Source organism: Bacillus sp. 01N42_2 (assembly GCF_056399565.1).
In genome coordinates this window covers 116,643-140,674 of sequence record NZ_JBFTRO010000008.1, presented here as the reverse complement: position 1 = coordinate 140,674, position 24,032 = coordinate 116,643, and the positions used below count along the sequence as shown (strand labels likewise).

Genomic DNA, 24,032 nt, shown 5'->3' with positions numbered 1-24,032 from the left:
TTTGAAAAGGGAGTGTTCGAAATGAAATTCAAAAAAGTGTTAACCGGTTCTGCGCTGTCTCTTGCCTTACTGATGTCTGCCGCTCCTGCCTTTGCCTCATCACCAACAGCAACGTCATCCGTGGAAAATAGCCCAATCTCAACGAAAGCAGATGCCGGCATTAATGCCATCAAGCCCGTTCCAAGCCCTAACGGTATTTTCGCTGCTTCTTTCGAACTGAATGGTACAACATGGATTTTTAAATACAAATACTATGACAGCAGCAAGGGGTATTGGGTAGGCATTTATGAAAGTGTAGATAAATAAAAACGATAAACAAAAACCTCCCTTTCAAAAGGGAGGTTTTTTTATTTCTATTTCCACCAATCATCAAACATTGATGCCGGCACCTGACGCTTATGTTCCGTACTGAGATAGCGTTTTTCCAGCGCCTCAATCACTTCGGAAGAAACGTCCTTGCCTTCTAAATAATCATCAATGTCATTGTATGTGATGCCGAGCTCTGTCTCGTCCGTCTGCTGCGGCTTTTCATCGAGCAGATCGGCCGTCGGTAATTTCAAATACAGGCGTTCCGGTGCGCCGAGCTCTTCTAATAAACGTCTGCCCTGTCGTTTCGTTAATCCGGTCAGCGGCAGCAGGTCAGCTCCGCCGTCACCGTATTTCGTGAAGAAACCGGTCACCGCTTCAGCCGCATGGTCGGTACCGATGACAAGCAGCCCCTCTTGTCCGCCGATGGCATATTGCGCGATCATTCTCATTCTGGCTTTTACATTTCCTTTGTTAAAATCAGTCAGCTGATCGCCCGTTTCTTTTTTGTACTGATCGGCGAACGCGCTGACAGCGGACTTAATATCAAACGTCCATGATTTATCAGGCTTAATGAATTTAAGTGCCAATTGGGCGTCATCCTCATCCTGCTGTGCGCCGTGCGGAAGACGGACGGCGATAAACTCCGCGTCTCCGCCTTCCTCTCTGATGCGTTCAGCCGCCAATTGGGCGAGGCGTCCCGCAAGCGTGGAATCCTGCCCCCCGCTGATGCCGAGCACAAAGCCTTTGGCACCTGTTTTTTTCAAATATTGTTTCAGAAAGTTCACTCTGTCCTCAATTTCTTGTTTCGGATCAATTGAGGGTTTTACGTGGAGATCATTCATAATTTGTTTCTGGATGCTCATCCCAATCACTCCTCCTGCATTGTTTCTTTATGATTCATTTCCCGTTCATGCTGAAAATGAATCATGCCACTATGTACGACTCTCTGTTAAATATAGCACAGGTGCAGTTTTTAAGTGAATCAAATACACCGGGATCAGCTGATTTCCACCCGCAGCGCCGTAATGCTGTCTCCGTTGCATTTTCCTTTTTCGATCGGGCAGGATGAAAACGCGACGACGAGATCCATTTCCGCACGGAGCCGTACGTAATCACCCGCGTCAGACAGAGGCGTTTCGACTGACAAGTTCCCCTTCTCATCAAGCACCGTATTCATAAAGATGGCAAACGGGTAATGCATATGCGGCCGCGGCACCCCGAATGGTTCAAGCGCCCCGCTCATATTGTCATAGCACGTATCCTGGAGCTCGTCTTTATGCTTTCCGTATAAAAGCCTGTTCATATCCGGGCGGCAGGCGGGAAGCAGCAGGTCATGCTTGCCGACAGTATCTTCAATCAGCGTCAGCATCGGCTTATATAAATTTGAATAAATATGATCGCCTGTTTTTACATGAATGGACTGATTGGCATCAATCGTCGCGCCCTGATCAAGATGCTCATAAAAGTCTTTGGCATGATACGCCGTAAAATCAGCCACCTGCTGTCCTTCCACATCGACTACTTTTATAATCTGCCCTTTGTGAACCTTCAGGCCGAGCCCTTTTTTCGGCGGTACGATAAATTGCTGTGTCATCAGACTGCTCCTTTTTTCTTCTATTATGAACTCCGGCCGTTTGTTTCATGTAAAGCAATTTATTGGATGTATATTCCCGTTCTGCCGGCCGCAATCTAAGCTTTAATAAAGGGGTTGAATTACATGGGTAAATCACAGGACCAGCCTAAAGGAAATCTCGCTTGGTGGCAGCTCTCTTTAATCGGCGTCGGCTGCACGATCGGGACGGGCTTTTTTCTCGGGTCCAGTATTGCTATTGTTAAAAGCGGATATTCCGCGCTGATCTCATTTCTTATTGCCGGGCTCGGCACCTATTTTGTCTTTGAGCAGCTCGCGAAGCTTTCGGCTAAGCAGCCCGAAAAGGGGTCTTTTTGCGCTTATGCGAGAAAGGCTTTCGGCTCTTGGGCCGGTTTCAGCAACGGCTGGGTGTACTGGTCGTCTGAAATGCTGATTACGGGAAGCCAGCTGACAGCCATCTCGCTGTTTACGAAGCATTGGTTTCCGAATATGCCGCTGTGGATCCTCGCCTCCATCTATGCGGTGCTCGGTCTTTTAATTATTTTTACGGGGCTGTCCGTTTTTCAAAAAACGGAGAATGTGCTCGCTGTTGTCAAGACGGCGGCCATTTTTATGTTTATCGTCATCGCCATTTTGGCGCTGTGCGGTATATTTTCTCATAAACCGGATGTTCAGGTGCCGAATGACTCAAAGGATTTGTTCCCGCACGGAGCGATGGGTTTGTGGACGGGGCTGATTTATGCGTTTTACGCTTTCGGGGGAATTGAAGTCTTGGGGCTGATGACCGTACATTTGAAAAAGCCGGAGGAAGCCTCAAAATCAGGCAGACTGATGCTTATCGTTCTTGCGGTGATTTACGTCATTTCTCTCGGCCTGGCGTTATTGTTAGTGCCGCTGGGTAAATTCACCGAACAGGACAGCCCGTTTATTACATCTCTGAAAGGCTTTCATTTAGATATCATTCTTGATATTTTTAACGGGATTTTTATTATTGCGGGGTTTTCTACGCTCGTCGCCTCGCTGTTTGCCGTGACGACATTGCTTTGTACGATGGCTGATGACGGAGATGCGCCGAAATGCTTCAGATTGAAGGAAAATAAAAAAATCTGCTGGCCTGCGCTCGGATTGACATTCGCCGGACTCATCGTCTCCATCATCCTGTCTTTGGTGCTGCCGAAAAATATATATGAACACATGACCACCGCGGCAGGCCTGATGCTTCTGTATACATGGGTGTTCATTTTGTTCTCAGGCAAGAAACTGATCGAACCGACAAAAGTGGGAACGGCACAGATTTTTATCGCCCTGGTGCTGATTGCGGCCGCCGTCTCCGGGACGCTGTTTGAGAAATCGAGCCGGCCCGGTTTTCTGGTCAGCCTTTGTTTTCTCGCCGTCATTGCGATCGTGACATGGATCGTACAAAAAAAGCAGGGACACAGCCCTGCCGGATCATAGCTTAAACAATCTTTTCAAATAGGAAAAAGGACATTTTGACACTTGCGTCTCATCATCACGGAGGAAATATTGCTTCCATTCTAAATTATCTTTTCCTCCGTACCACCCCAATTGGGGATGAAGAGGGGCTTCGTCGTATGCCTCCAAACGTTTTCTGATCAGCCGGCTCATATTGCGTCCGAACGCGGTTGAATCATTTAACCCTTCGAAAACCCATCTCGGCTGAAACGCCAGCATAAAAAACGGGAAGCTTCTGCTTTGTCTCGCTTCATGCGCAGGCGTTGCGCACAGAATAAAATACGGCTCGCCGTCAAAGCAGAACTCCCATTTATAATGTTCAGGATCTTCCGGCATATCTTCCGGCCAGTCTTTCGGGTCGCAGCCGCTCAGCCGGTTTAAAAAAGACCAGAACAGCTCTTCATACGCCTCAATGGAATAATGCTCAGCTAAATCCTCAGGCGTATCAAAAATCACAAGCAGCGACGCGTATCTTCCGGTTTCCCTTGAGATTTTTCCGTATTCGGACAGCAGCATCCCCACTTCCTCCGGGGTTCCCTCTTCGCGGGGATCACCCGCAAAGGATATCCGAAGCTGATCTGTCAGAAATCCCTGACGTCCGGGTATGCACGGAAAGGTGTCCGCTTCATCGCCTACTTTTTCTGATAGAAGCTCAAAAGCGATTCTCTGCCAATTTGGCAGATCCAATAACTTTTCCTCAAGGCAACTTTTTGTGTACAGCCCGCTTGCCATCGGCCCACCTCCAGTATCGTCATGATACGTTATGATGGGGATAGGCGATGGGTGACAGTCCTTCTATTTATGAGATGAGCATTTGAATCCCCTGCCATCCGAAATAAAAACCAAAAACGATCAAAGACACACCTGCCGCTCCCGTCAGCCAGCGAAGCGCTTTTTCGTGGAGAAGATTTCTGAAAGTGCTTGCGGCAATCGCCATGCAGAAATCCCAGATCAAAATGCCGAGAAGAATGCCGGAGCTGTAAATCAAAAGCTGGTTTGCATCGAAGGATTCAGCGGTTTTGGCGAGAATGCTGCCGTATATGCCGAGCCAGAATAAAATGCTCAGCGGATTGGAAAGAGAAATAAAAAATCCCGCACCGAATGTTTTGTAAAAAGCCGGTTTTCCTTTTCCGCTTCTGACGTTCATGGCTTCCCTTATATTTTTTAACGTTTCGACGCCCGTGTAGGTCAGCACGAAAAAACCGAAAAGCCACAAAAACGTCTTCACGAAAGGCGCCGTCAAAAATTGAGACAGCCCGAAATAGATCAGAATCATATACAGCCCGTCTGCCGCCATGGCGCCAAGACCGAAAATCCATGCATGCCAAAAGCCGTTCTTGATGCCTTTGTCAATCTGCGCCGCATTGACCGGGCCGACAGGTGCTGACAATGACAGCCCGAGAACGATGTAGCTTAAAAAGATGTTCATTGGCTTCCCCCTCATTCATGCAACTTGTACAAATTATTCATGAATGGGCCGGGCTATGATATATTATTTTAATTTCTCAAGCTCATCTTCCATTATGTCCGTCACTTTTTTGAGAAAATCGAATATCAGGTGCAGTTCTTCTTCTTTATATTGCCGGCAAAGGCTGATGGTGGACTGGGATAAGGAGCTGAACAATTGTTTCACGTTCGCTTTTCCGGCTGTCAGCGGCACAATGATCACCCGCCGTTTATCTTCAGGATCTTTTTTCCTCATGACATATCCCGCTTTTTCGAGCCGGTCAATGAGCGCCGTTACCGAACCTGTGCTGAGGCCGGTTTTTTTCCCAAGCTCGCCCGCGGTCATCGGGCCTGCTTCATTTAAAATATCAGCTGATTTCAAATCGGTCGGAAACAGACCGAGAGATTGAGCGGCCGCCTGATGAAACAGGATCGTCCTTGTGGCCATCTTCCGGAATAACTGTATCGCGGTTTCCTCCGTCTCGCTTCTGGTATTTCTTGTTGACAACTGACAGGCCTCCCTATAAAATCAATTTATCTTGACGATCAAGATAATTTTCGGCAAATCTAATATGATCATAGCAAATTTGATGATCAAAAGTAAGTATAGGAGGAAAAAGCATGGAACAAACAGCCGCGAAGGACGCCTCGACGAAGTTTGTCGTCATCGGCCTTTTGCTGGGCATTTTAATGTCGGCTATGGACAATACAATCGTTGCCACCGCGATGGGAAATATCGTGGCGGACCTCGGAAGTTTCGATAAGTTCGCATGGGTGACGGCATCATACATGGTAGCCGTAATGGCCGGTATGCCGATTTACGGCAAACTGTCCGATATGTACGGGCGGAAACGTTTCTTTTTATTCGGTCTCATTCTTTTCTTAATCGGATCGGCATTATGCGGAATCGCCCAAACAATGGACCAGCTCATTATTTACCGCGTCATTCAGGGAATCGGCGGAGGCGCGCTGATGCCGATCGCTTTCACCATCATTTTTGATTTATTTCCGCCGGAAAAACGCGGAAAAATGTCGGGGATGTTCGGCGCCGTTTTCGGCCTGTCCAGCGTTCTCGGTCCGCTTTTAGGCGCGCTTATTACCGACTCCATCAGCTGGCACTGGGTATTTTACATCAACGTGCCGATCGGCATTCTATCGTTATTTTTCATTCTTCGTTATTATAAAGAATCACTTGAGCACAAGAAACAGAAAATCGACTGGGCCGGCGCAATTACGCTGGTGGTTTCCATTGTCGGTCTGATGTTCGCTCTTGAGCTCGGCGGAAAAACGTATGATTGGGACTCCGTCCAGATCATCGGTCTGTTCGCTGTGTTCGCCGTGTTCTTTATCGCCTTTTTCATTGTAGAAAGAAAAGCGGAAGAACCGATTATTTCTTTTTGGATGTTTAAAAACCGTTTATTTGCCACGGCACAGATTCTGGCGTTCCTTTACGGAGCCACATTTGTGATTTTAGCGGTATTTATCCCGATTTTCGTTCAAGCTGTATACGGCAGCACCGCGACAAGCGCGGGCTTTATTTTGACGCCGATGATGATCGGTTCTGTTATCGGAAGTATGATCGGCGGAATTTTCCAGACGAAAGTACGGTTCCGTAATTTAATGCTGATTTCCGTGGTCGCTTTCTTTATCGGAATGCTGCTGCTTTCCAATATGACTCCGGATACGGCGCGCACGATGCTGACGGTATTCATGCTGATCTCAGGGTTCGGCGTCGGCTTCAACTTCTCACTGCTGCCGGCCGCGTCCATGAACGATCTCGAGCCGCGCTACCGCGGGAGCGCCAACTCAACAAACTCGTTTTTGAGATCATTCGGCATGACGCTCGGTGTGACGATTTTCGGAACCATCCAGACGAATGTGTTTACCAACAAGCTGACCGATTCATTCAGCGGCATGAAAGGAGCGGGCGGCGCGATGCAGAACATCGGAAATCCTCAGGACATTTTCCAGGCCGGCACGCGCGCTCATATTCCGCCGCACATTCTGGATCAAATTATTGACGCAATGTCGCAGAGCATCACGTATGTATTCACGCTTGCTCTGGCGCCGATCGTCATCGCAGCCATCACCATTTTGTTTATGGGAAAAGCGAGAGTGAAAACCTCTCAGGAAATGGCGAAAAAAGCGAATTAAAAAAAGCAGTACATGGCATTTGCCATGTACTGCTTTTTTGTTTACTCCGCGAAATGCGGAGCGAGAATGTCTTTGAGCACGTTTGCGCTATGACTGAATTGACGCTGTTCTGTTTCGTTCAGTTCAAGTTCCGTCACACCGGCGATGCCGTTCCGATTGACGACGGCCGGAATGCCGATAAAGACGTCGTTTACACCGTATTGCCCGTCCAGATATGTGCTGACGGTTAAAATACTGTTTTCATTACGCAAAATCGCTTTTGTGATGCGGGCGAGGCTCATCGCCACTCCGTAATATGTCGCGCCTTTTTTCTCAATAATATGATAGGCGGCGTTTTTCACATCGTCCACGATCTGATCCAGCTCGTCCTGTTTGTAAGCTGCATTTTTCTCCAGCAATTGCTGCACCGGCACTCCGCCGATATTGGCGTGACTCCATACAGGAAGCTCGGTATCGCCGTGCTCGCCGATAATGTGGGCATGTACGTTTTGCGGAGCGGCTCCGAAATATTCACTCAGCATATAACGGAATCTCGCAGAATCCAGTGTCGTGCCACTGCCGATGACGCGTTCTTTCGGCAGACCGCTGAATTTCCATGTCGCATAAGTGAGAATGTCGACCGGGTTTGTGGCAACGAGGAAGATGCCGTCAAATCCGCTTGCCATGACTTCACCGACAATGCCTTTGAAAATGGCGAGATTTTTTTCGACCAGCTCAAGTCTTGTTTCGCCCGGCTTTTGGTTGGCTCCGGCACAGATGCACACGATATCGGCATCCTTGCAATCTTCATACGTTCCGTAAGACGTTTTCACCGGATGAGGCGCAAATGCCTTTCCGTGATTTAAATCCATGACATCTCCCATGGCTTTTTCTCTATTTACATCAATGATCACAAGCTCATCTGTGATCCCTTGGTTAATTAACGCAAATGCATAACTGCTTCCAACAAAACCTGCTCCGATTAATGCTACTTTGTTCACTCGTTCGTTCATCATGTATGCTTATCCTCCAGTGTTTCGTGGTGTCTGTTTTTATTGTGAAGTATTTCACATTTATATTGTGCACTATTTCACAAACTTTTGCAAGAGAAAAGTTTTGTCTTGAAAACCCCCCAGATTTTTGACAGAATCCTAAAACGGTTGGGTTTTAGGATTCTGTCATCTTTTCAGCTTGATTAAATCATTGAAGGCGGCGCTTAGTCAGGCATTCTGAGAAATCCTGATTTCTCTATTCATTAATGCCGAAGATAGCCATTCAAACCAGAATTGTTATACAAACCATTCTTCACATAATCAAAGCCGGGCTGGTTCTGTCCGGGCACTTGGGCGCTGCCATTGTTAAAAATCACTTTGGCGTTGGCCGTATCCGCATTCTCAGGCAGCGTCAGCGTGTAAATTCCATCTGCATTCTTAGTCATGGCTTTCCCCGGCCACGATCCGGTTAATTCTATGGCCCTGCCTCCATCATGTTTATAGATATAAGCATTTACCTGGCCCCAATGGTCCGGATTCTGATAGCCAATGATGTTGGCTTGAGACGGGTCTTTTTTGACAAACGTGTATTCTTGGGTTCTTGCTGCACCCTCGCTGTTCGTTCCGGTTAACTTGATGTCGTATGCCGTGCCGATTGGATCTCCTTTTCCGATCGTTAATCGGTCTCCGTCCTTAAATCCCGTCTGCTGCCCATTATTGATCTGATAAACGGCTTTTGTTGTTTTCGCATTTGCACGCAGGGTGACCGTCAGCTGATCGTTGAAAGAATGGACTGCTCCCGTTTGATAATTCTCAAGGAAGACATGAGGCGCATTTCCGATATCGTCAGGATAAAGAACAGCCGCGGATCTGGCATTGATCGTGCCTGTCAGTTTACCGTTCGTTACTTGAAATGAACCGGTGCCGGCTCTATTATCATACCTGCCGTCAGGTAATTTCGTTGAAGTATTGACGGCAACGGCAGACGATCCTGCATTTGCCAGCACAACGCCTTTTGAGCCGCGCTGATTCATAAAGATTTGATTGTTTCCATTCGGATTCGAGAGTTCCTCAGGCTGCCCGGCCATTACATTGTGAAAGATATTGACCGCAGTGATCGCCTGATCTTTAAATAAGGCACTCCCGCGATCGCCTATTTGACTTTTTCCGGGAAACCTTACACCATTTCCTCCGCCCTCAGGTCTGGAAAAGAAAAGAGGTGTACTTCCTGAGCGGGAACCGATCACTGCCCAGCCTAAACGGATATCGTCATCGCTCATCCATGTAGACTCTTCCTCATCATTGGCATACGTATCATGGGATTCCACCCATGTGACCAATTTGTCCGCAGACACATCAGATGCATAATGGGAAATATTCGACACACTCAGATTGCGGTTCTTCAAGGCGGACCTGATGGAATGTCCATAGTTTGAAGCGGTCACATTCATATAATTCGCATAAGCAGTATCCCTGGACGCGCTGTCTTGCAGGATTTCTCCGTATTGGAACTCCGCCGCTGTATTTGTGATATTCGGCCAAAATCGGCTGCCGTAATTCCCGTCATCCGGAAGCTCTATATGCTTGGCAGCATCATAACGGAATCCGTCCGCTCCGTCATTCAATGCTCTTTCCAAGAAGCGTTTCAGATAGGTTTGCACCTCAGTATTTTGAGTATTCCAATCATACAGCCCCAATAGTGAATTTTGAGTGACATCCCATCTGTCCGACCAATTTTTAATTTGTGTGTTTCCATGGGTCCAATTTGGAATACGCTTAATCTCGTCAGAAATCGCGCCATAATCACTGGTCGTATGATTGATGACCGCATCGACAATGACTTTTACGCCATATTTTTCTGCGGCTGCGCACATGTCCTTAAACTCTTGTTCAGTTCCTAAGTAACGGTTGCCGATTTGGTACGATGTCGGCTGATACAGCCAGTACCAATTCCTCATGCTCTTATCTCCTTGGTTCCCTTCCTTTACTTGGTTAATCGGAGACGTCTGAATGGCTGCATAGCCTGCATCACGAATATCTTTCATATTTTGTGTTAACGTATTGAATGACCAATTCCAGGCATGAAGGATGGTTCCGCTTTTGACTGAAGATGCGGTCACCTCATTTGATTTGTCAGCGGTTTCAGCGTTTGCAGCCGCAGGCCCTGACAAAACCAAATGAAACAGCAATAAAAATCCGGCGAATAACGGCAGTAAAGAGGTTTTGAATCGTTTTTCAAACATTTTTGACACTCCTTATTTGATTTTTTGAAGACTGACTGCGGAGTCAAAAATTCCTCTTACCCTTTCTTCAGCTTCCTCCTTTCGAATGTTGTGAAGACTGGAGAATTTTGTTAACGCTTTCATTTCAACTTATCACACACTCTCTATCAAAGCAACGTGTCAGAGTGAAATCAAATCTATATTCCTATCAGATCAACAAAAAAAGAAACCACCTATCAAGATGATTTCTTTTTCACTTCTTTTATCGCTCTTCTGTAAGACAGCTTCACAATGACATACCGAAGCAAAAACAAAACGCCTCCGCAGACGATAAAAAGAAAGATCATTTTCAGCCAAGCAAAGAATGTATGGGGCAGCCCCCTGTCGTACATCGTAAGCGCAGCTGCCGCAAAAGCAACCGCAATTGAATCGATCCGCTGCTGCTTCACTCGTTTTCGCAGTTCTTCCTTGGTGTCTATTCTCGGCATGAGCATTCCCGCCGCTCCTGCTCTGATACAATAATAAACAATTATAATGAAGAAAACCGCCAAGCTTCCGGCCCATTCCCTAAACGGACAGTTCAGGACAAGCCCGCGAACGATGATATCAAGCAAAGACAGTGTCCCCACAAGCATTCCGACTTCTGACCAAATCATTCGTTCTTTCTCTTTCACACTCTCACTCTTTCCATTCACGTTTGAAAGTCGGTTCCGATGCTGATTCATGACTTCCTCCCGTACTTTTAAGAATGGCTTACAACTCCCATTATATCTTGCCGATTCATAATGATAAACCGAAATATCATTGACAAAAACGTTTAATAAGGACCCCATTTGATCAAAACGCCTATGCAGATAAACACCAGGCCGATCACAAACCAGATCAGCGCCAGCGGAACCATAAAGCGAAGCCACTTTACGTACGGAATACCGCTTGCGGCCAGTACGGCCATCAATACGCCCGATGTCGGATTGACACAGTTTACAACGCCTTCTCCGAGCATGACCGCTTCAACTGCCACCTGTCTCGTGATGCCCATCAGATCGGCAAGCGGAGCCAAAATCGGTATAAATACAACCGCCTCCCCCGATCCTGATGAAATCAGAAAATGAAGCAGAGCACTGGAAATATACATTCCGATTGCGCCTGCCATCGGGCTGAAACCGTGGAGCAGTGACGCAAGTCCATTGACTACTGTATCAAGCAGCTTTCCGTGTTCCAGGATAACGGAAATGCTTCTCGCCATTCCGACGATCAGCGCGCCGTAAACGAGACCTTGGCAGCCTGTGATAAACGTTTTTGCGATATCATTTGCCGCCATCCCCGCAATCAGTCCGGAGACGATCGAGATGAAAATGAACACGGCGGCCATTTCTGAATCAGACCAGCCAAGGGTTAGCGCACCGTACAAAAAGCCGGCAAGCGACAAAGCCGCAACAGCCAGAATCAATTTATGACGGACGGTAAACGGGACATGCTTGTCCTCCTGATCAGAAACCTGCCGGATTGAGCCTGCCGCCGGAAACCAATCGTTCCCCAGCAGACTGGCGTCCTTTGCTTTTCTGAGTCTTCTCGTATACCGATAAATATATAAAATAGATGATAGCAGAAAACAAATGTAGACGGCAATCCTCAGGCCGATGCCGGAAAACATCGGCAGCTCCGCGATGCTTTGTGATAACCCGAGCGGTGAAGGTGATAGAATCGTCGCGTTAAACCCCGCATAACAGCCGATATAAATGACGGCTGCTCCGGCCACGGCATCCCATTTCAGCGAACGGGCGACGATCAGGCCGATCGGAATAAAACCGATCACGGAATTGACGACGATGCCGGTTGTGCCGAGAATCGAAAATAGAGATCCGACAATCGCAATAAACAGCAGCTGTTTTGTGCGGAACGTACTGATCACGTTATTAATCAATCCATTGATGGCGCCCGTTTTCTCTAAAATCGCAATGGTGCCGCCCGTAAACAGGATCAGAAAGATAATCGGTGCGGAACTTGTCATCCCTTCCTGAATCGCGGTAAAAAAGGCGATCGGGCTGACCGGGGACTGATCCAGAGAATGATAACTTCCAGGGACGGCAGACGTCACACTGCCCTTTGTCACCCTGTCGAATTCTCCAGCGGGAACGATGTACGACGCTATCGCGCAAAGTAAAGCGACAATGAACAGCAGCACATAAGCATCGGGCATGACAAACATTTTTTTCTTTTTCAATACAGGTTCGGTCTTCGGCACAGCCATAACATCACCATCCCGCTTTAAATTTATAAACTATTCAGAAAATACAGATATGTGCTATATTATATACAGACCGATTGCCTGTTTTCAATATCAAAAATAAAAAACAGACAGCTTTTGAAGGAGGACTTACGGCATGAACAGACTCACAGAGCATGACAAACAAGTCATTATGGATATTTTTAACCACCTGCACGCCCATCCCGAAGTAAGCTGGAAAGAATATCAAACGACTGAATATCTGGCTGAAAAACTGAAAGCGGCCGGCTGCCGGACCCGCACATTTGATGATTGTACCGGAGTTGTCGGCGAAATCGGAGAAGGCTCCCCCGTTGTTGCTGTCCGGGCGGATATTGACGCGCTGTGGCAGGAAGTGGACGGTGTTTTTCAGGCCAACCATTCATGCGGACATGATTCACATATGACGATGGCGCTCGGCACGATGATGCTTTTAAAGAGTCAGCTGAAGCTTCCGAAGGGAACCATCCGCTTTATTTTTCAGCCGGCAGAAGAAAAAGGCGGCGGGGCGCTGAAAATGATTGAAAAAGGCGTGCTTGATGATGTTGACTACTTATACGGTGTGCACGTACGCCCCGTACAGGAAACGGCAAACGGCCGATGCGCCCCCTCCATTCTGCATGGCTCAAGCCAGCATATTGAAGGCCTGATTATCGGAGAAGAAGCCCACGGCGCGAGACCGCATCTCGGGCTTAACAGTATTGAAATCGCCGCCCTTCTCGTGCAGAAACTCAGCTTCATTCATCTCGATCCCGGCATTCCGCATTCGGTGAAGATGACAAAGCTTCAAGCAGGCGGAGAGAGTTCCAATATCATCCCGGGAAAAGCCTCCTTCAGCCTTGATCTCCGCGCGCAAACCAATGCCGCCATGGAGAAATTAACTGCCGAAACCGAAAGAGCCTGCGAGGCGGCGGCTGCCGCATTCGGCGCAAAAATCGAACTGCAAAAAGAACACAGCCTCCCGGCAGCCGAGCGAAACAAAGAAGCGGAAGCCATCATGGCGTTTGCGATAAGCAGCATTCTCGGAGAAGAACATGTGGATGAGCCTCTCGTGACAACCGGAGGAGAGGATTTTCATTTCTACGGACTGAAGGTGCCGAACTTGAAAACGACGATGCTCGGCCTTGGGTGCGGGCTTCAGCCGGGGCTTCACCATCCTCATATGACATTTGATCGAAGCGCCATCTTTACAGGTGTTGAGATATTAACAGCCGCCGTCCTCGCATCGTTTGAAGCATAAAAAAAGCAGCCCGTTACAGGGCTGCTTTTCTTCGTTATTTCTTCAAATCTTCAATTGAATTGACGTTTTTCATATACTGAGGAACGACCAGACCCATCTTGACGCCTGTCAGACTCGTTCCCACATCTTCATATTTGCCTTTATATTTAGACGCATATGCTTTATGAGTGTTCGGAAGCCAAGCAGACAGTGACGCATCCGCGCTGCCTGTCGCAATCGCAGTCCACATCGGGCCTGCCTCCACTTGCGTCAGCTTCACGTCATAGCCGAGGTCTTGAAATACTTTTCCGATCACGTTCGTACTTGCGATTTCACTGTCCCACGCCACATAAGCCAGGTTGATTTTATCACCTTTTACTTTATGAGCGCCTTTTGTCCATTGAGCTACTTGATCTTTATGTTTTTTCACATATTCAGCAGCGGCTTTGGCCGGCTTTTCGCCTTCTTCAACGGCAATCATGACTTCTCCCATATCGTCCTGCGTCCAGTTGAACTGGCTGAGAACCTTGGCCGCGTTAGGCTGTTCCTTACTGAAGCCGGTTCTTGTAATCGTATGAATCTGCTCGGCAGTTCCGTACGTCTTTTTCGGATCATCAAGGAACTTCAGCTTATATCTGGAGAACATCCAGTGCGGCGTCCAGCCCGTTACGATGATCGGCTTTTTCCGGTCATATGATTTTTTCAATGTCGCCGTCATGGCGGCACTTGATGCTGTGACGACATTCCAGTCTTTCAATCCGTAATCCTTCACGGCCTCATCCGTCAGGGCCATGATTCCCGAGCCCGGATCAATACCGATAATGGTTTTGTTCACCTGATCCGCAGCCGTTGCCTGACCATCAGTCTGCGAACCGCAGGCAGCCAAAGAAAGAGCCAGCGCAGCGGTAACGCCGACACCGATGATTTTCTTAAGCATCAGGCATTCCCCCTGCTCTTTTTCTTCACTTTAATGTTTTGCGTGATACGGTCGAGTGTAATCGCTACGATGACGATCGCGATACCCGCTTCCACTCCGACACCGGTTTTCAATTGTGTCACGGCGCTGTATACTTCAGAACCGAGACCCGGCGCTCCGACCATGGCCGCGATAACGACCATTGACAAAGCAAGCATGATGCTTTGGTTAATACCGGCAAGAATGGTTTTGGTGGCAAGCGGAAGCTGAACCTTGAACAGACGCTGAGACGTCGTTGAACCGAATGCTTCCGTCGCTTCAATCAGATCAGCCGGAACTTGTTTAATACCGAGAACCGTCATGCGGATCGTCGGAGGCATCGCGAAAATAACAGATGCCACAACGCCTGGCACAACCCCGATATTAAAGAAGAAAATGGCAGGCAGCAGGTATACGAAAGCCGGCATGGTCTGCATTAAATCCAGAATCGGTGTGACAATGCGGCGGACCGTTTCTTTCTGAGACGCCCATATGCCGATCGGAACCCCGATAATAATGGAAATCAAAACAGATGTAACGACAAGCGCCAGCGTTTGCAGCATCGGCGACCAATAACCCAAATAATCAATAACAAGGAATCCGATTAACGTAAAGAGTGCAATTCCTCTCGTACTGATCCACCAAGCGAGAGCTGCAAAAATAACAGTCAATAAAATAGACGGGATGAAACCCAAACCGCTCACAATCGCGTTTACGAAAGCGGCCAAACCATTTGAGATTCCGTCAAAGAAACCTCCGAACGTCATGGTAAGCCAGTCAACAAACCGGTCAACGATATCTGCTAACGGAATTCTAGGCAATCTGTCCATTTACTTCACCCCCTGAACAGAAGAATCCTGAGCTTGTTCAGCAGAATCTTCAACATTTATATAATCGTTATTACCTGAAAGCGCGCCGATTAATGCACCTTTTACGACAATGCCTTTCATGCGGTCCTTATCGTCCGTGACGGCGATCGGAATATTCGCATCAGACACGACATCGAAAATTTCCGTCAAGTAGGTGCTTTCGTGCACAGTCGTAAATTCAGTATTTAAAATATCCTGAAGCGATAAGTCGGATTCCACCGCTTTTTTCGCATCCGCCGCATGAATGACGCCGAGAAGCTGTTTCTGTTTATCAACGGCGTAAATGGAAGAAATACCGAGATTCTTCATGAGCTGCAGCGCTACACGAGGCCCTTTGTCAATCCGCACAGTTTCAGCGCGCTTCATGATATGGCCCGCTGTCAGAACTTTTGATAAATCTACATCTTCAACGAATTTTTCAACGTATTCATTGGACGGGCTCATCAGAATTTCTTCAGGTGTCCCGATCTGAACGATATTACCGTCTTTCATCAGCACGATTCTGTCGCCGATGCGCAATGCTTCATCAAGGTCATGCGTGATGAAGATGATCGTTTTGCCGACAGAGTCATGAAGGTCTAAAAGCTCATCCTGCATATCTTTACGGATCAGCGGATCAAGCGCACTGAAAGCTTCATCCATCAGAAGAATGTCAGGATCATTCGTTAATGCGCGGGCAAGGCCGACACGCTGCTGCATTCCTCCGCTGAGCTGATCGGGGAATTGGTGTTCAAAGCCTTCAAGACCGACAAGCTTAAGCGAATCAAGCGCTTTTTGCTCACGCTCTTTTTTGTCAACGCCTTGAAGCTCCAAACCGTATTCCGTATTTTCAAGAATCGTTCTGTGCGGAAACAGCGCAAATTTTTGAAAGACCATGCTGATTTTTTTCCGGCGCACTTCCCGGAGCTGGTCTTTTGACATATTTGTTATCATGTCACCATCAATATAGATATTCCCGGCAGTCGGTTCAATAAGCCGGTTTAACAGCCGAACTAAAGTTGATTTACCGCTCCCCGATAGACCCATGATGACAAATATCTCCCCATCATAAACATCAAAGTTTGCTTGATTGACACCAACGGTTGATCCGGTCGCTTTCAGGATCTCTTTTTTGTTTTTTCCGCTGGACAGCATCTGAATGGCTTTTTTTGTCTGTTTTCCGAAAACTTTGGATACATTTTCGACTTTTATCTTAATTGGTTTCTCATCTACACTCATATTTTCCCTCCATAATAAGCAATCCTTAATACCGTAACACGTTTGTAATAAGTCAAACAAACATCATAATCCCTGTTATTTTGTATCATTACTTTAAAAACATCCATGTGTCTGATTTTCCTCTGGTATGCTTCTAAATACTCTCTAATCCTCCTTAATGAGGATAAATTACAAAGGAAACCGGGCTTTTATCAGGCTTGAGAACGTTTCCATCGAATCTGCTGCAAACTGATTTCCTATCCTTTTTTTACAATTACAAGAATTTCTTTGAGACATTGTCCTAGTTAAAGGAGTTTCCTCCTCCTAAAAATAAGGAATATCAAGGAAAAATATAGGTCTCCAAAAAAAAAGCACCCCAAAAGGGTGCTCATTCTGCAAGCTCTGTCTGTTTCGTTTCTTTACCGAGAATAAGAATGGTGATGACGGCAATCAGAATGGCCGCACAAAAGACGGTAAAAATAGCTGTAAACGAAACGTTCCGGGCTGCAAGCGATCCGACGAGAAGCGGGCCGAAAATACCGCCGATTCTGCCGACGGCCGCCGTTGTCCCGGAGCCGGTCGCACGGATCGCCGCAGGATACTGCTCCGGTGTATAGGCGTAAAGCACGCCCCACGCGCCCAGATTGAAGAAGGACAGCAGCATGCCGGCCGCCAATAACATACCCAATGAATCTGCGGCACCGAAGAAATAAGCGCTGCCCGCCGTTCCGAGCAAATAGATGACTAAGATGGTCTTCCGCCCCGCTTTTTCGATCAGCCACGCCGCTGAAAAATATCCGGGAAGCTGGGCAAGTGTCATCAGCAGCACGTATTCAAAGCTCTCAATCATGCTGAAGCCTTTCATCAGCATCACGCTCGGCAACCACAAAAACATGCCGTAATAGGAAAAGACGACGCAGAACCAAACGATCGACAGCAGCACCGTCGGCCGGATATACGGTTTCGCCCAGACACTTCCCGCCTGGCCGCGTATACTTTTTTTCTGCGATAAAGCCTGATGCGCCAGTGATTCCGGAAGGCTTCTCCGCAAATACAGCGCATAAAACGCCGCCAGCGCCGTTAAGAGCAGCGCGGCCTGCCACCCGAATGCCGGTATGACAAAGTAAGAAATAACCGCCGCAAGAAGCCAGCCCGCCGCCCAAAAGCTCTCAAGCAGCACGATGATCCTCCCCCGCTTTTCAGGGGCAGACGCTTCTGACACGAGTGTCGAGGCGACAGGCAGCTCCCCGCCAAGCCCCATTCCGATCAGAAAACGCAATATGAGAAAAACCGTCAATCCCGTTGCGAAAGCGGATATGCCGCTTCCGACAGAAAAGAGCAACAGCGTGATCATAAACACTTTTTTCCGGCCGATCCTGTCAGCCAGCATTCCGAATACAAAGGCGCCCGCTGCCATACCGATGGAATTGACGCTTCCGATCCATTTCATTTGATCAGGCGTTAAATTCCAATCAGCGTGAAGCGCGGCGATAATAAACGATAAAATTCCGACATCCATTGCATCAAACAGCCAGCCCATTCCGGCGATGGCCAGAAGTTTGCGCGGAGTAACGGCAGGTTGTTTGTTCATAAGCAGCACCTCAAATCGAAAATGATTACCGTATAAGTTTACATCTGTCTTTACACATTGTCATTATCTTTTTCACAAAAAAATCCCGCTTACCGTAAGCAAGCGGGGTGCAGATTAATTCTTTAAGACTGCGTTTTTAATATTATCCTGGAGCTGTTGAATCCGTTTCGCTCCGTCTTCTCTGATACGTCTGTTCTCTTCCTCGATCTGTTTTGTTTCCTGCATACCGCTGACAATCGTATTCCAAGACGTTTCGATCGTCTCAATGTCAATGCTCGGACGGCCTGCCATACGGGCGATCTCCACGCTTTGGTTTGAAATATTTTCAGCGTTGCGCTTCAGCATTTCATTCGTGCGTCGGTCCAGTTCGCTCATGGAATCAGCCACAAGCTTTTGGCGTTTGACGGTGACAGCCTGAATGATGCCGTTTTTGAAAATCGGAATCGTAATGACGAATGCGGAATTGATTTTCCCGATGAGCTTCGTATTCCCGCGCTGAAGGAGGCGGATCTGCGGTGCCGTTTGCAGCGCCACCATCCGCGCCATATCTAAATCATACACACGTTCCTCAAGCGCTTGAAGCCCGTCGCGCAGCGTATCGAGCTGCATTTGCGCAAGCTGGTTCCCGCCGGCCGCTTTTTCTTCATAAGAAGGAATGAGCGCCTGCATTTCCTCAAGCTTCATCTGCCCGGCAACGACATATTTTTCAAGCTCCATGTAGTAGTTAATGTTGTTTTCGTACATCTCTTCAAGTGTATGGTTCGTCTTTGCCATTTCATCTTTGTATTTCGAAATTTCAACATGGATTTTTTCAATTTCTCCGCCCAGGGTGCGGTACTTCTGAAAAATCTTTTCAATCATGCTGTTGCCGCGTTTGAACATTTTAGCGAGAAAACCTTTTGGTTCATCGAAATCATTTTTGTCGAAACGGTCCATGATTTTTCCGAGCTGCGTCAGCATTGTGCCTGAATCTGTGACACTTGTTGTTTTCATCATATTTAAGATGCGGTCGGAAAACTTCGAGATCTCAACTGCCGGTTCTTTTCCGTACTCCAGCAGCTCCATTTGGTTTTTCACGTCAATCTGCTGCGCAATGCGCTGCACCTCAGGGTCTTGGCGCAGCTGCACTCTGATGTCATCTGCTTTTTGTTCAGAAATCTCTTCATTTTTATCAAGAACAAGCGGATTTTGATTTTCTGTCATGTTTATTTACTCTCCCTGCTTTTGCGTAATGGTTCTAAACAGCTTTCTTACGAGTGACGGCTCTTTATATTCCTGCCGAAACACCATGTCCTCCAGCCAATGGACATCGAATTGGCTTTCTTCTATATAATGCTCAATGTCTTGATGCCCCGGCGGATTATACAAGATGATATCAACGCCGAATTTATTTAAAAACAAAAGAGCGGCTGCGTCCGAACGTGTGAGTTCGCCATTTTGTTCGGTATGATATAAAACGAGTTTCGGAACGGTTTGGGCGTAATCAAATGTCTGAATCAATTGCAGCAGCGAGGCGGGCAGGTTCGTCGCCTGGCGGAACAAATAGATAGCAGCATCCCTTGCCTGCTCCCCGGGCAAAGCCTTCAGTCCGGGGTTTCTGCACATGTCAGAAATCACATTGGCGATCGCGCTCTGCACACCTGAAGGCAGATGCTTGTACTGCCAGATGTTGCTCCTTTTCAGCCTGTCCGCGTCAATCGCTCCTTCTTCGTTCAAAACCTGACTGTAGTGATACTGGTAGTTGGCTTTCAGCTCTTCCGTAAACGGAAAACTGCGGATCATGTGTGTCTCCTGATAGTCCGCGGCGGTATGGAGTCTGTTCCAGTATTCCTTCGTATCTTTGGAAACCCCCATCACCTTCGCAAAAAGGTTCGGAACGGCCACCCGCTCCCTGTCCGCTTTAAATTGCGGCCGGATAAATGCCCGCTCCTTCGCAATGAGAAATAACTCATCATACGTCGTTTTTAAGGTTACGGACTGCGGGGTATGCTCCCTGAACTGCCAAGGCTTATACATCATGGATTCCTCATGGTTCAGCACATGCTCAATTTCTTTCGTTGACCGGTAGGCCGTCGTGGACGTTCTGTCCGGCTTTTCTTTCGGAAAAGGCTCAAGGCCGCCTGTTGCGGGAAGCTTTATCACAAAGCTGAGCTCCTCATCCGGATCAATCATGCTGAACGGATCTTCCGCTGACGGATGAAACAATAAGACATCACAGCCGATCAGCATGAGATAATAGAGAAAATAGAGCTGGCTTTTGGTCGCGTCTCCATACCACACCACCTTCGGCATCTCACGCTCTATATCGGCTTGTTCGAGCCATGGATTCAGGTGGTTCAGCGAAAACTTTGACACATCTAAAAGCACCCGCCTGAAATCGGGATGATTCAGCCCGTTTTCATGCCGGTCCGCAAAAGTTTCCAAAAGCGTCATAAATGCGGTTCTCAGCCGGCGGTGCATATGCGGATCAGCATGTTTGGCAAGCAGCCTGCCCCCGTCGAGAAACGCGACAAATCTGGAAACAGAAAGGCCTTTTTCCTTTTGATTGACCGAATGAATGTGCTGCAGCGCCTGAAACGTTTCCGGCGCGATGGTCTTATCCAGTGTCTCGCTCAACACATGAATGTTTTCATGAGAAGACAGCTCGAAAAGCTTATTGTAGTACTCCGTCTCATCATAAGGAGTGCCTAGAATCCGGACGGCTAGACGGGTAAACGCCAGCCCGTTTTGCCGCTCGTAACCGGGGCGTTCCGGAAGCGGCTGCATCAAAAACGTTTCCCAGTCATCGTTTTCCGGCTCGGCTTTTCGGATCACCAATTCTTCCTGCCTCATGATCTTCCTCCTTTCTCTTCATGATAATCGGTACAAAAAAGGAAGGAAATCAACTCTCCCTCCTTTTTTGGTTTTATTCTTCTTTAGATGCAGCCGTCTGCTCCTGAACCTGCTTTTGTTTGTTGAAATAGTGGATGATAAACGTCACCACAAACGCAGCGATGATGATTCCGAAGAACACCACGTGCGGCATTTCATAATCAAAAGCGCTCGCCGCCATTTTCACGGCGATAATCCCGATCAGCACGAAAGCTGTGTTTTCAAGCTCAGGAATTTTATCAATTAAAACAAGGAATACTTTTGCGACTGTACGCATCATGAGAATACCGAGCATACCGCCGATCAAAAGCACCCACACTTTTTCAGATACCGCAAACGCGGCCAAAATGCTGTCCACAGAGAAAGCAAGGTCCATCAGTTCCACTGAAACGACAGTGGCCCAGAAAATCCCGAACGTCCGGACCATCCATGAATTTTTCTTCATGCCTTCCGTATCGTCATCACCTTCTCCGATCCAGAAATGCTTAATGACGAGCCAAGCCAGGTACAGCGCGCCAAGCACTTTGATCCACCAGAACTTAATGAGCAGCATTCCGATTCCGATAAAGATAAAACGGAAAATATATGCTCCGAACAATCCGTACGTTAATGCTTTCTTCCGCTGTTTTTCCGGCAGATGCCTTACCATAACCGCAAGCACTAATGCATTGTCGGCCGACAGCAGCCCTTCCAGCAGAACCAGAGAACCGATCAGCCCCCATGATACAGGGTCAGTCAGCACCTCACCCCACATTTTCCAATCAAAAAAGGAAGCGTAGGTCGACATAATATGATGTAGAAAATCCAAGTTTTTTCCTCCTATTTAGTAAAACGGTAATTTCCTGCTTACACCTGCAAGCCGTAATTCCGGCAAAGTGATGCCAGACCGCCGGAAAACCCGCTGCCGATGGCGTTAAATTTCCACTCAGCCCCATGGCGGTAAAGCTCACAAACGACAACCGCCGTTTCAATCGAGAAGTCTTCCCCTAAATCGAAACGAAGCAGTTCATTCTGGCTGTTTTCATCGACGACGCGCACGAACGCGTTGGAAACTTGTCCGAAATTTTGGCCGCGCGCTTCCGCATCATGAATCGTGACGGTAATACCGATCTTTTCAATATTTGCGGGTATTTTTGAGAAGTCGACGATAATTTGTTCATCGTCTCCCTCGCCCTCGCCCGTCCGGTTGTCTCCCGTATGGATGACGCCGCCGCTCGGGTGTTCCAGGTTATTGTAGAAAACAAAATCAAGATCATTTACACAGTTGTCATGGGCATCGACCAGAAAAGCCGACGCGTCAAGGTCAAAGTCATGCCCTCCGGAGTACTTGTTCGTATCCCAGCCTAAGCCGATCACCGCTTTTGTAAGGCCGGGGTTCGTTTTTGTCAGATCAACACGCTGTCCTTTCGCCAATTGAATAGCCATGTGCCGTCTCTCCCTTCTGTGTTTGATATGGTTCAGCCGATTTGCAGACCGTAATCTGTCGCAATACGGGCCAGTCCGCCTTGATAGCCTGATCCGATCGCGGAAAATTTCCATTCGCCGTTATGTCTGTAAAGCTCCCCTGCGATAATGGCTGTTTCAATTGAGAAATCTTCAGCCAGATCATAGCGGATCAGCTCTTCATTTGTTTCTTCATTGACAATGCGCACAAACGCGTTGGAAACTTGTCCGAAGTTTTGGCCGCGCGCTTCCGCTTCATGAATCGTGATGACGAATGAAATTTTGTCAATAGCGGCAGGCACTGCGCTCAGGTTGACTCTTACGCTTTCATCATCGCCCTCGCCCTGGCCTGTCAGGTTGTCGCCTGAATGTGCGACAGAGCCGTTTCCGCCTTCAAGCTGATTGTAGAAAATGAAATCATCGGGCGACGCGCATCTTCCTGCTTCATTTAATAGAAAGACGCTGGAATCTAAATCAAAATCATGTCCGCCGTCGTATTTGTTTGTATCCCAGCCAAGGCCGACAACGACTTTAGTAAGCCCCGGATTTGTTTTAGTCAAATCTACTTTTTGTCCTTTTGCCAATGAAATTGCCATGTGTGCACTCTCCTTTTTTTCGTTTAGGCGTATCGGTTAACGATATCGCCGATTTTCGTATCGTTTGTGCCTTCACCTACCGCAGCGAATTTCCACTCGCCGTCCTCGCGGTAGATTTCAGCCGCGATCAGGCTCGTTCTGCCTGAATAGTTATCTCTTAAATTGTAAGTCACCAGTTCTTCTCGGTTAGCCTGATCAACGACGCGGATGAACGCGTTTTGAATCATGCCGAAGTCCTGTTTTCGTCTGACGCAGTCGTAAATATTGACGACAAACACAAGTTTATTAATCTGAGCGGGCACTTTCGCCAAATCGATGAGAATTTGTTCATCATCGCCGTCGCCTTCTCCCGTCAGGTTGTCACCCGTGTGTACGACACCGCCGCATCGGCTTTTCAGATTGCCGAAATAGATGACGTTTTTACTGTCTGTCATTTTATCATTTTCAAGCATCAGTACGGAAGCGTCACAGTCGATATTAGCACCGCCTCCGCCGAACAGTTTTCCGAAAAAGCCTCCGGATGATACAGGGTCCCAGCCGAGTCCGACCAGCAGTTTTGACAGGCCGGCTTTTCCTTTTGTTAAATCAATCCGCTGGCCTTTTTGTAAAGAGATCGCCATATGATTCACTCCTATTCTGTAAGGGTGCCGCTAAGCACGCCGCAAGTGCGCATTTTCACAAAATGTCGGGACATGAATCCCGGTATTTATTAAGATATACGTCTTTTATTATATCAAAGTTTCATAAAACATAAGAATTTTTGACGAAAATCGGCGAAAAATCACTTCCTATATTCTCCTTCGTTCCGGAGAGAATAGAAAAAACAAAGAAATTGACGGGGACTGAACATTTTTCCTAT

General features: G+C 47.6%; 23 protein-coding genes. 4 read left to right on the top strand and 19 right to left on the bottom strand.

The features are described from left to right. Nucleotides 1-21: 21 nt before the first annotated feature. Entirely contained in the window at nucleotides 22-306 is a 285-nt protein-coding gene (locus tag AC1DN5_RS16600) for an antimicrobial peptide LCI (RefSeq protein ID WP_016936818.1), read from the top strand. Between the two features lie 47 nt (nucleotides 307-353). Here the strand turns inward: AC1DN5_RS16600 and nadE are convergent, their stop codons facing one another. Further along, the gene (gene nadE / locus AC1DN5_RS16595; protein WP_016936819.1) at nucleotides 354-1,172 is read right to left on the bottom strand and encodes an ammonia-dependent NAD(+) synthetase; all 819 of its coding nucleotides are present in this window, start codon (nucleotides 1,170-1,172) and stop codon (nucleotides 354-356) included. A gap of 134 nt (nucleotides 1,173-1,306) precedes the next feature. Continuing rightward, nucleotides 1,307-1,903, bottom strand: a complete 597-nt coding sequence (locus tag AC1DN5_RS16590) for a DUF1989 domain-containing protein (protein WP_011996295.1) — start codon at nucleotides 1,901-1,903, stop codon at nucleotides 1,307-1,309. Between the two features lie 123 nt (nucleotides 1,904-2,026). On the opposite strand from AC1DN5_RS16590, the gene AC1DN5_RS16585 reads away from it, so the two are divergent. After that, a complete protein-coding gene (locus tag AC1DN5_RS16585; protein WP_016936820.1) occupies nucleotides 2,027-3,355 on the top strand; it encodes an amino acid permease in 1,329 nt (442 codons plus the stop codon). On the opposite strand, the gene AC1DN5_RS16580 is transcribed toward AC1DN5_RS16585, so the two are convergent. The 3 genes from AC1DN5_RS16580 to AC1DN5_RS16570 form a co-directional block, all read right to left on the bottom strand. Beyond that, nucleotides 3,350-4,105, bottom strand: coding sequence for a YqcI/YcgG family protein (locus AC1DN5_RS16580; RefSeq protein WP_016936821.1), 756 nt, complete (start codon nucleotides 4,103-4,105; stop codon nucleotides 3,350-3,352). The genes AC1DN5_RS16585 and AC1DN5_RS16580 overlap by 6 nt on opposite strands. Nucleotides 4,106-4,172: 67 nt before the next feature. Next, nucleotides 4,173-4,802, bottom strand: coding sequence for a LysE family translocator (locus AC1DN5_RS16575; protein WP_014469715.1), 630 nt, complete (start codon nucleotides 4,800-4,802; stop codon nucleotides 4,173-4,175). A gap of 63 nt (nucleotides 4,803-4,865) precedes the next feature. Beyond that, nucleotides 4,866-5,327, bottom strand: coding sequence for a MarR family transcriptional regulator (locus tag AC1DN5_RS16570; protein ID WP_016936822.1), 462 nt, complete (start codon nucleotides 5,325-5,327; stop codon nucleotides 4,866-4,868). A 113-nt stretch (nucleotides 5,328-5,440) separates the two neighbouring features. Here AC1DN5_RS16570 and AC1DN5_RS16565 point away from each other — a divergent pair, with 113 nt between their 5' ends. Beyond that, complete coding sequence (locus tag AC1DN5_RS16565; protein WP_016936823.1) at nucleotides 5,441-6,973, top strand: MDR family MFS transporter; 1,533 nt, start codon at nucleotides 5,441-5,443, stop codon at nucleotides 6,971-6,973. Between the two features lie 41 nt (nucleotides 6,974-7,014). Here AC1DN5_RS16565 and AC1DN5_RS16560 read toward each other — a convergent pair whose 3' ends face one another. The 4 genes from AC1DN5_RS16560 to AC1DN5_RS16545 all read right to left on the bottom strand — a co-directional run bounded on the left by AC1DN5_RS16560 (nucleotide 7,015) and on the right by AC1DN5_RS16545 (nucleotide 12,417). Beyond that, a complete protein-coding gene (locus AC1DN5_RS16560; protein WP_016936824.1) occupies nucleotides 7,015-7,968 on the bottom strand; it encodes an L-lactate dehydrogenase in 954 nt (317 codons plus the stop codon). 239 nt (nucleotides 7,969-8,207) lie between these two features. Continuing rightward, a complete protein-coding gene (gene amyE / locus AC1DN5_RS16555) occupies nucleotides 8,208-10,187 on the bottom strand; it encodes an alpha-amylase (RefSeq protein ID WP_045926285.1) in 1,980 nt (659 codons plus the stop codon). Between the two features lie 215 nt (nucleotides 10,188-10,402). Continuing rightward, nucleotides 10,403-10,891, bottom strand: a complete 489-nt coding sequence (locus tag AC1DN5_RS16550; protein WP_016936826.1) for a DUF6773 family protein — start codon at nucleotides 10,889-10,891, stop codon at nucleotides 10,403-10,405. Nucleotides 10,892-10,983: 92 nt separating this feature from the next. Beyond that, nucleotides 10,984-12,417: a YfcC family protein gene (locus AC1DN5_RS16545; RefSeq protein ID WP_016936827.1), complete on the bottom strand. Its 1,434-nt coding sequence runs from the start codon at nucleotides 12,415-12,417 to the stop codon at nucleotides 10,984-10,986. 133 nt (nucleotides 12,418-12,550) lie between these two features. Here AC1DN5_RS16545 and AC1DN5_RS16540 point away from each other — a divergent pair, with 133 nt between their 5' ends. Further along, nucleotides 12,551-13,672, top strand: coding sequence for a M20 peptidase aminoacylase family protein (locus tag AC1DN5_RS16540; protein ID WP_366969999.1), 1,122 nt, complete (start codon nucleotides 12,551-12,553; stop codon nucleotides 13,670-13,672). Nucleotides 13,673-13,706: 34 nt separating this feature from the next. Here AC1DN5_RS16540 and AC1DN5_RS16535 read toward each other — a convergent pair whose 3' ends face one another. From AC1DN5_RS16535 to AC1DN5_RS16490, 10 genes are all read right to left on the bottom strand, one after another. Continuing rightward, nucleotides 13,707-14,588, bottom strand: coding sequence for a glycine betaine ABC transporter substrate-binding protein (locus AC1DN5_RS16535; RefSeq protein WP_099744967.1), 882 nt, complete (start codon nucleotides 14,586-14,588; stop codon nucleotides 13,707-13,709). Then, nucleotides 14,588-15,436, bottom strand: coding sequence for a glycine/proline betaine ABC transporter permease subunit OpuAB (gene opuAB, locus AC1DN5_RS16530; RefSeq protein WP_003156639.1), 849 nt, complete (start codon nucleotides 15,434-15,436; stop codon nucleotides 14,588-14,590). The genes AC1DN5_RS16535 and opuAB overlap by 1 nt, the downstream gene beginning before the upstream one ends. Beyond that, on the bottom strand, nucleotides 15,437-16,693 hold the full coding sequence (gene opuAA / locus AC1DN5_RS16525) for a glycine/proline betaine ABC transporter ATP-binding protein OpuAA (protein WP_016936830.1): 1,257 nt from the start codon (nucleotides 16,691-16,693) through the stop codon (nucleotides 15,437-15,439). Between the two features lie 367 nt (nucleotides 16,694-17,060). Beyond that, nucleotides 17,061-18,263, bottom strand: a complete 1,203-nt coding sequence (locus AC1DN5_RS16520; protein ID WP_099744968.1) for an MFS transporter — start codon at nucleotides 18,261-18,263, stop codon at nucleotides 17,061-17,063. 114 nt (nucleotides 18,264-18,377) lie between these two features. Beyond that, nucleotides 18,378-19,466: a toxic anion resistance protein gene (locus AC1DN5_RS16515; RefSeq protein ID WP_064777966.1), complete on the bottom strand. Its 1,089-nt coding sequence runs from the start codon at nucleotides 19,464-19,466 to the stop codon at nucleotides 18,378-18,380. 6 nt (nucleotides 19,467-19,472) lie between these two features. Continuing rightward, nucleotides 19,473-21,095, bottom strand: a complete 1,623-nt coding sequence (locus AC1DN5_RS16510) for a YceG family protein (protein ID WP_366970000.1) — start codon at nucleotides 21,093-21,095, stop codon at nucleotides 19,473-19,475. A gap of 73 nt (nucleotides 21,096-21,168) precedes the next feature. Beyond that, nucleotides 21,169-21,942, bottom strand: coding sequence for a TerC family protein (locus AC1DN5_RS16505; protein WP_003156644.1), 774 nt, complete (start codon nucleotides 21,940-21,942; stop codon nucleotides 21,169-21,171). A gap of 38 nt (nucleotides 21,943-21,980) precedes the next feature. Then, on the bottom strand, nucleotides 21,981-22,559 hold the full coding sequence (locus AC1DN5_RS16500; protein ID WP_003156645.1) for a TerD family protein: 579 nt from the start codon (nucleotides 22,557-22,559) through the stop codon (nucleotides 21,981-21,983). Between the two features lie 32 nt (nucleotides 22,560-22,591). Beyond that, nucleotides 22,592-23,173 (bottom strand): TerD family protein, encoded by a 582-nt coding sequence (locus tag AC1DN5_RS16495; protein ID WP_016936834.1) that lies wholly within the window; start codon nucleotides 23,171-23,173, stop codon nucleotides 22,592-22,594. Nucleotides 23,174-23,196: 23 nt separating this feature from the next. After that, nucleotides 23,197-23,793 carry a TerD family protein gene (locus tag AC1DN5_RS16490; protein WP_003156649.1) on the bottom strand — a complete coding sequence of 199 codons (597 nt, stop codon included), beginning with the start codon at nucleotides 23,791-23,793 and terminating at the stop codon, nucleotides 23,197-23,199. Nucleotides 23,794-24,032 lie beyond the last annotated feature (239 nt).

Bases quoted from the DNA above. Each gene is read 5' to 3' on its own strand.
- AC1DN5_RS16600 (WP_016936818.1), top strand. From the start codon at position 22: ATGAAATTCAAAAAAGTGTTAACCGGTTCTGCGCTGTCTCTTGCCTTA.
- nadE (WP_016936819.1), bottom strand. From the start codon at position 1,172: ATGAGCATCCAGAAACAAATTATGAATGATCTCCACGTAAAACCCTCA.
- AC1DN5_RS16590 (WP_011996295.1), bottom strand. From the start codon at position 1,903: ATGACACAGCAATTTATCGTACCGCCGAAAAAAGGGCTCGGCCTGAAG.
- AC1DN5_RS16585 (WP_016936820.1), top strand. From the start codon at position 2,027: ATGGGTAAATCACAGGACCAGCCTAAAGGAAATCTCGCTTGGTGGCAG.
- AC1DN5_RS16580 (WP_016936821.1), bottom strand. From the start codon at position 4,105: ATGGCAAGCGGGCTGTACACAAAAAGTTGCCTTGAGGAAAAGTTATTG.
- AC1DN5_RS16575 (WP_014469715.1), bottom strand. From the start codon at position 4,802: ATGAACATCTTTTTAAGCTACATCGTTCTCGGGCTGTCATTGTCAGCA.
- AC1DN5_RS16565 (WP_016936823.1), top strand. From the start codon at position 5,441: ATGGAACAAACAGCCGCGAAGGACGCCTCGACGAAGTTTGTCGTCATC.
- AC1DN5_RS16560 (WP_016936824.1), bottom strand. From the start codon at position 7,968: ATGATGAACGAACGAGTGAACAAAGTAGCATTAATCGGAGCAGGTTTT.
- amyE (WP_045926285.1), bottom strand. From the start codon at position 10,187: ATGTTTGAAAAACGATTCAAAACCTCTTTACTGCCGTTATTCGCCGGA.
- AC1DN5_RS16550 (WP_016936826.1), bottom strand. From the start codon at position 10,891: ATGAATCAGCATCGGAACCGACTTTCAAACGTGAATGGAAAGAGTGAG.
- AC1DN5_RS16545 (WP_016936827.1), bottom strand. From the start codon at position 12,417: ATGGCTGTGCCGAAGACCGAACCTGTATTGAAAAAGAAAAAAATGTTT.
- AC1DN5_RS16540 (WP_366969999.1), top strand. From the start codon at position 12,551: ATGAACAGACTCACAGAGCATGACAAACAAGTCATTATGGATATTTTT.
- AC1DN5_RS16535 (WP_099744967.1), bottom strand. From the start codon at position 14,588: ATGCTTAAGAAAATCATCGGTGTCGGCGTTACCGCTGCGCTGGCTCTT.
- opuAB (WP_003156639.1), bottom strand. From the start codon at position 15,436: ATGGACAGATTGCCTAGAATTCCGTTAGCAGATATCGTTGACCGGTTT.
- opuAA (WP_016936830.1), bottom strand. From the start codon at position 16,693: ATGAGTGTAGATGAGAAACCAATTAAGATAAAAGTCGAAAATGTATCC.
- AC1DN5_RS16520 (WP_099744968.1), bottom strand. From the start codon at position 18,263: ATGAACAAACAACCTGCCGTTACTCCGCGCAAACTTCTGGCCATCGCC.
- AC1DN5_RS16515 (WP_064777966.1), bottom strand. From the start codon at position 19,466: ATGACAGAAAATCAAAATCCGCTTGTTCTTGATAAAAATGAAGAGATT.
- AC1DN5_RS16510 (WP_366970000.1), bottom strand. From the start codon at position 21,095: ATGAGGCAGGAAGAATTGGTGATCCGAAAAGCCGAGCCGGAAAACGAT.
- AC1DN5_RS16500 (WP_003156645.1), bottom strand. From the start codon at position 22,559: ATGGCTATTCAATTGGCGAAAGGACAGCGTGTTGATCTGACAAAAACG.
- AC1DN5_RS16495 (WP_016936834.1), bottom strand. From the start codon at position 23,173: ATGGCAATTTCATTGGCAAAAGGACAAAAAGTAGATTTGACTAAAACA.
- AC1DN5_RS16490 (WP_003156649.1), bottom strand. From the start codon at position 23,793: ATGGCGATCTCTTTACAAAAAGGCCAGCGGATTGATTTAACAAAAGGA.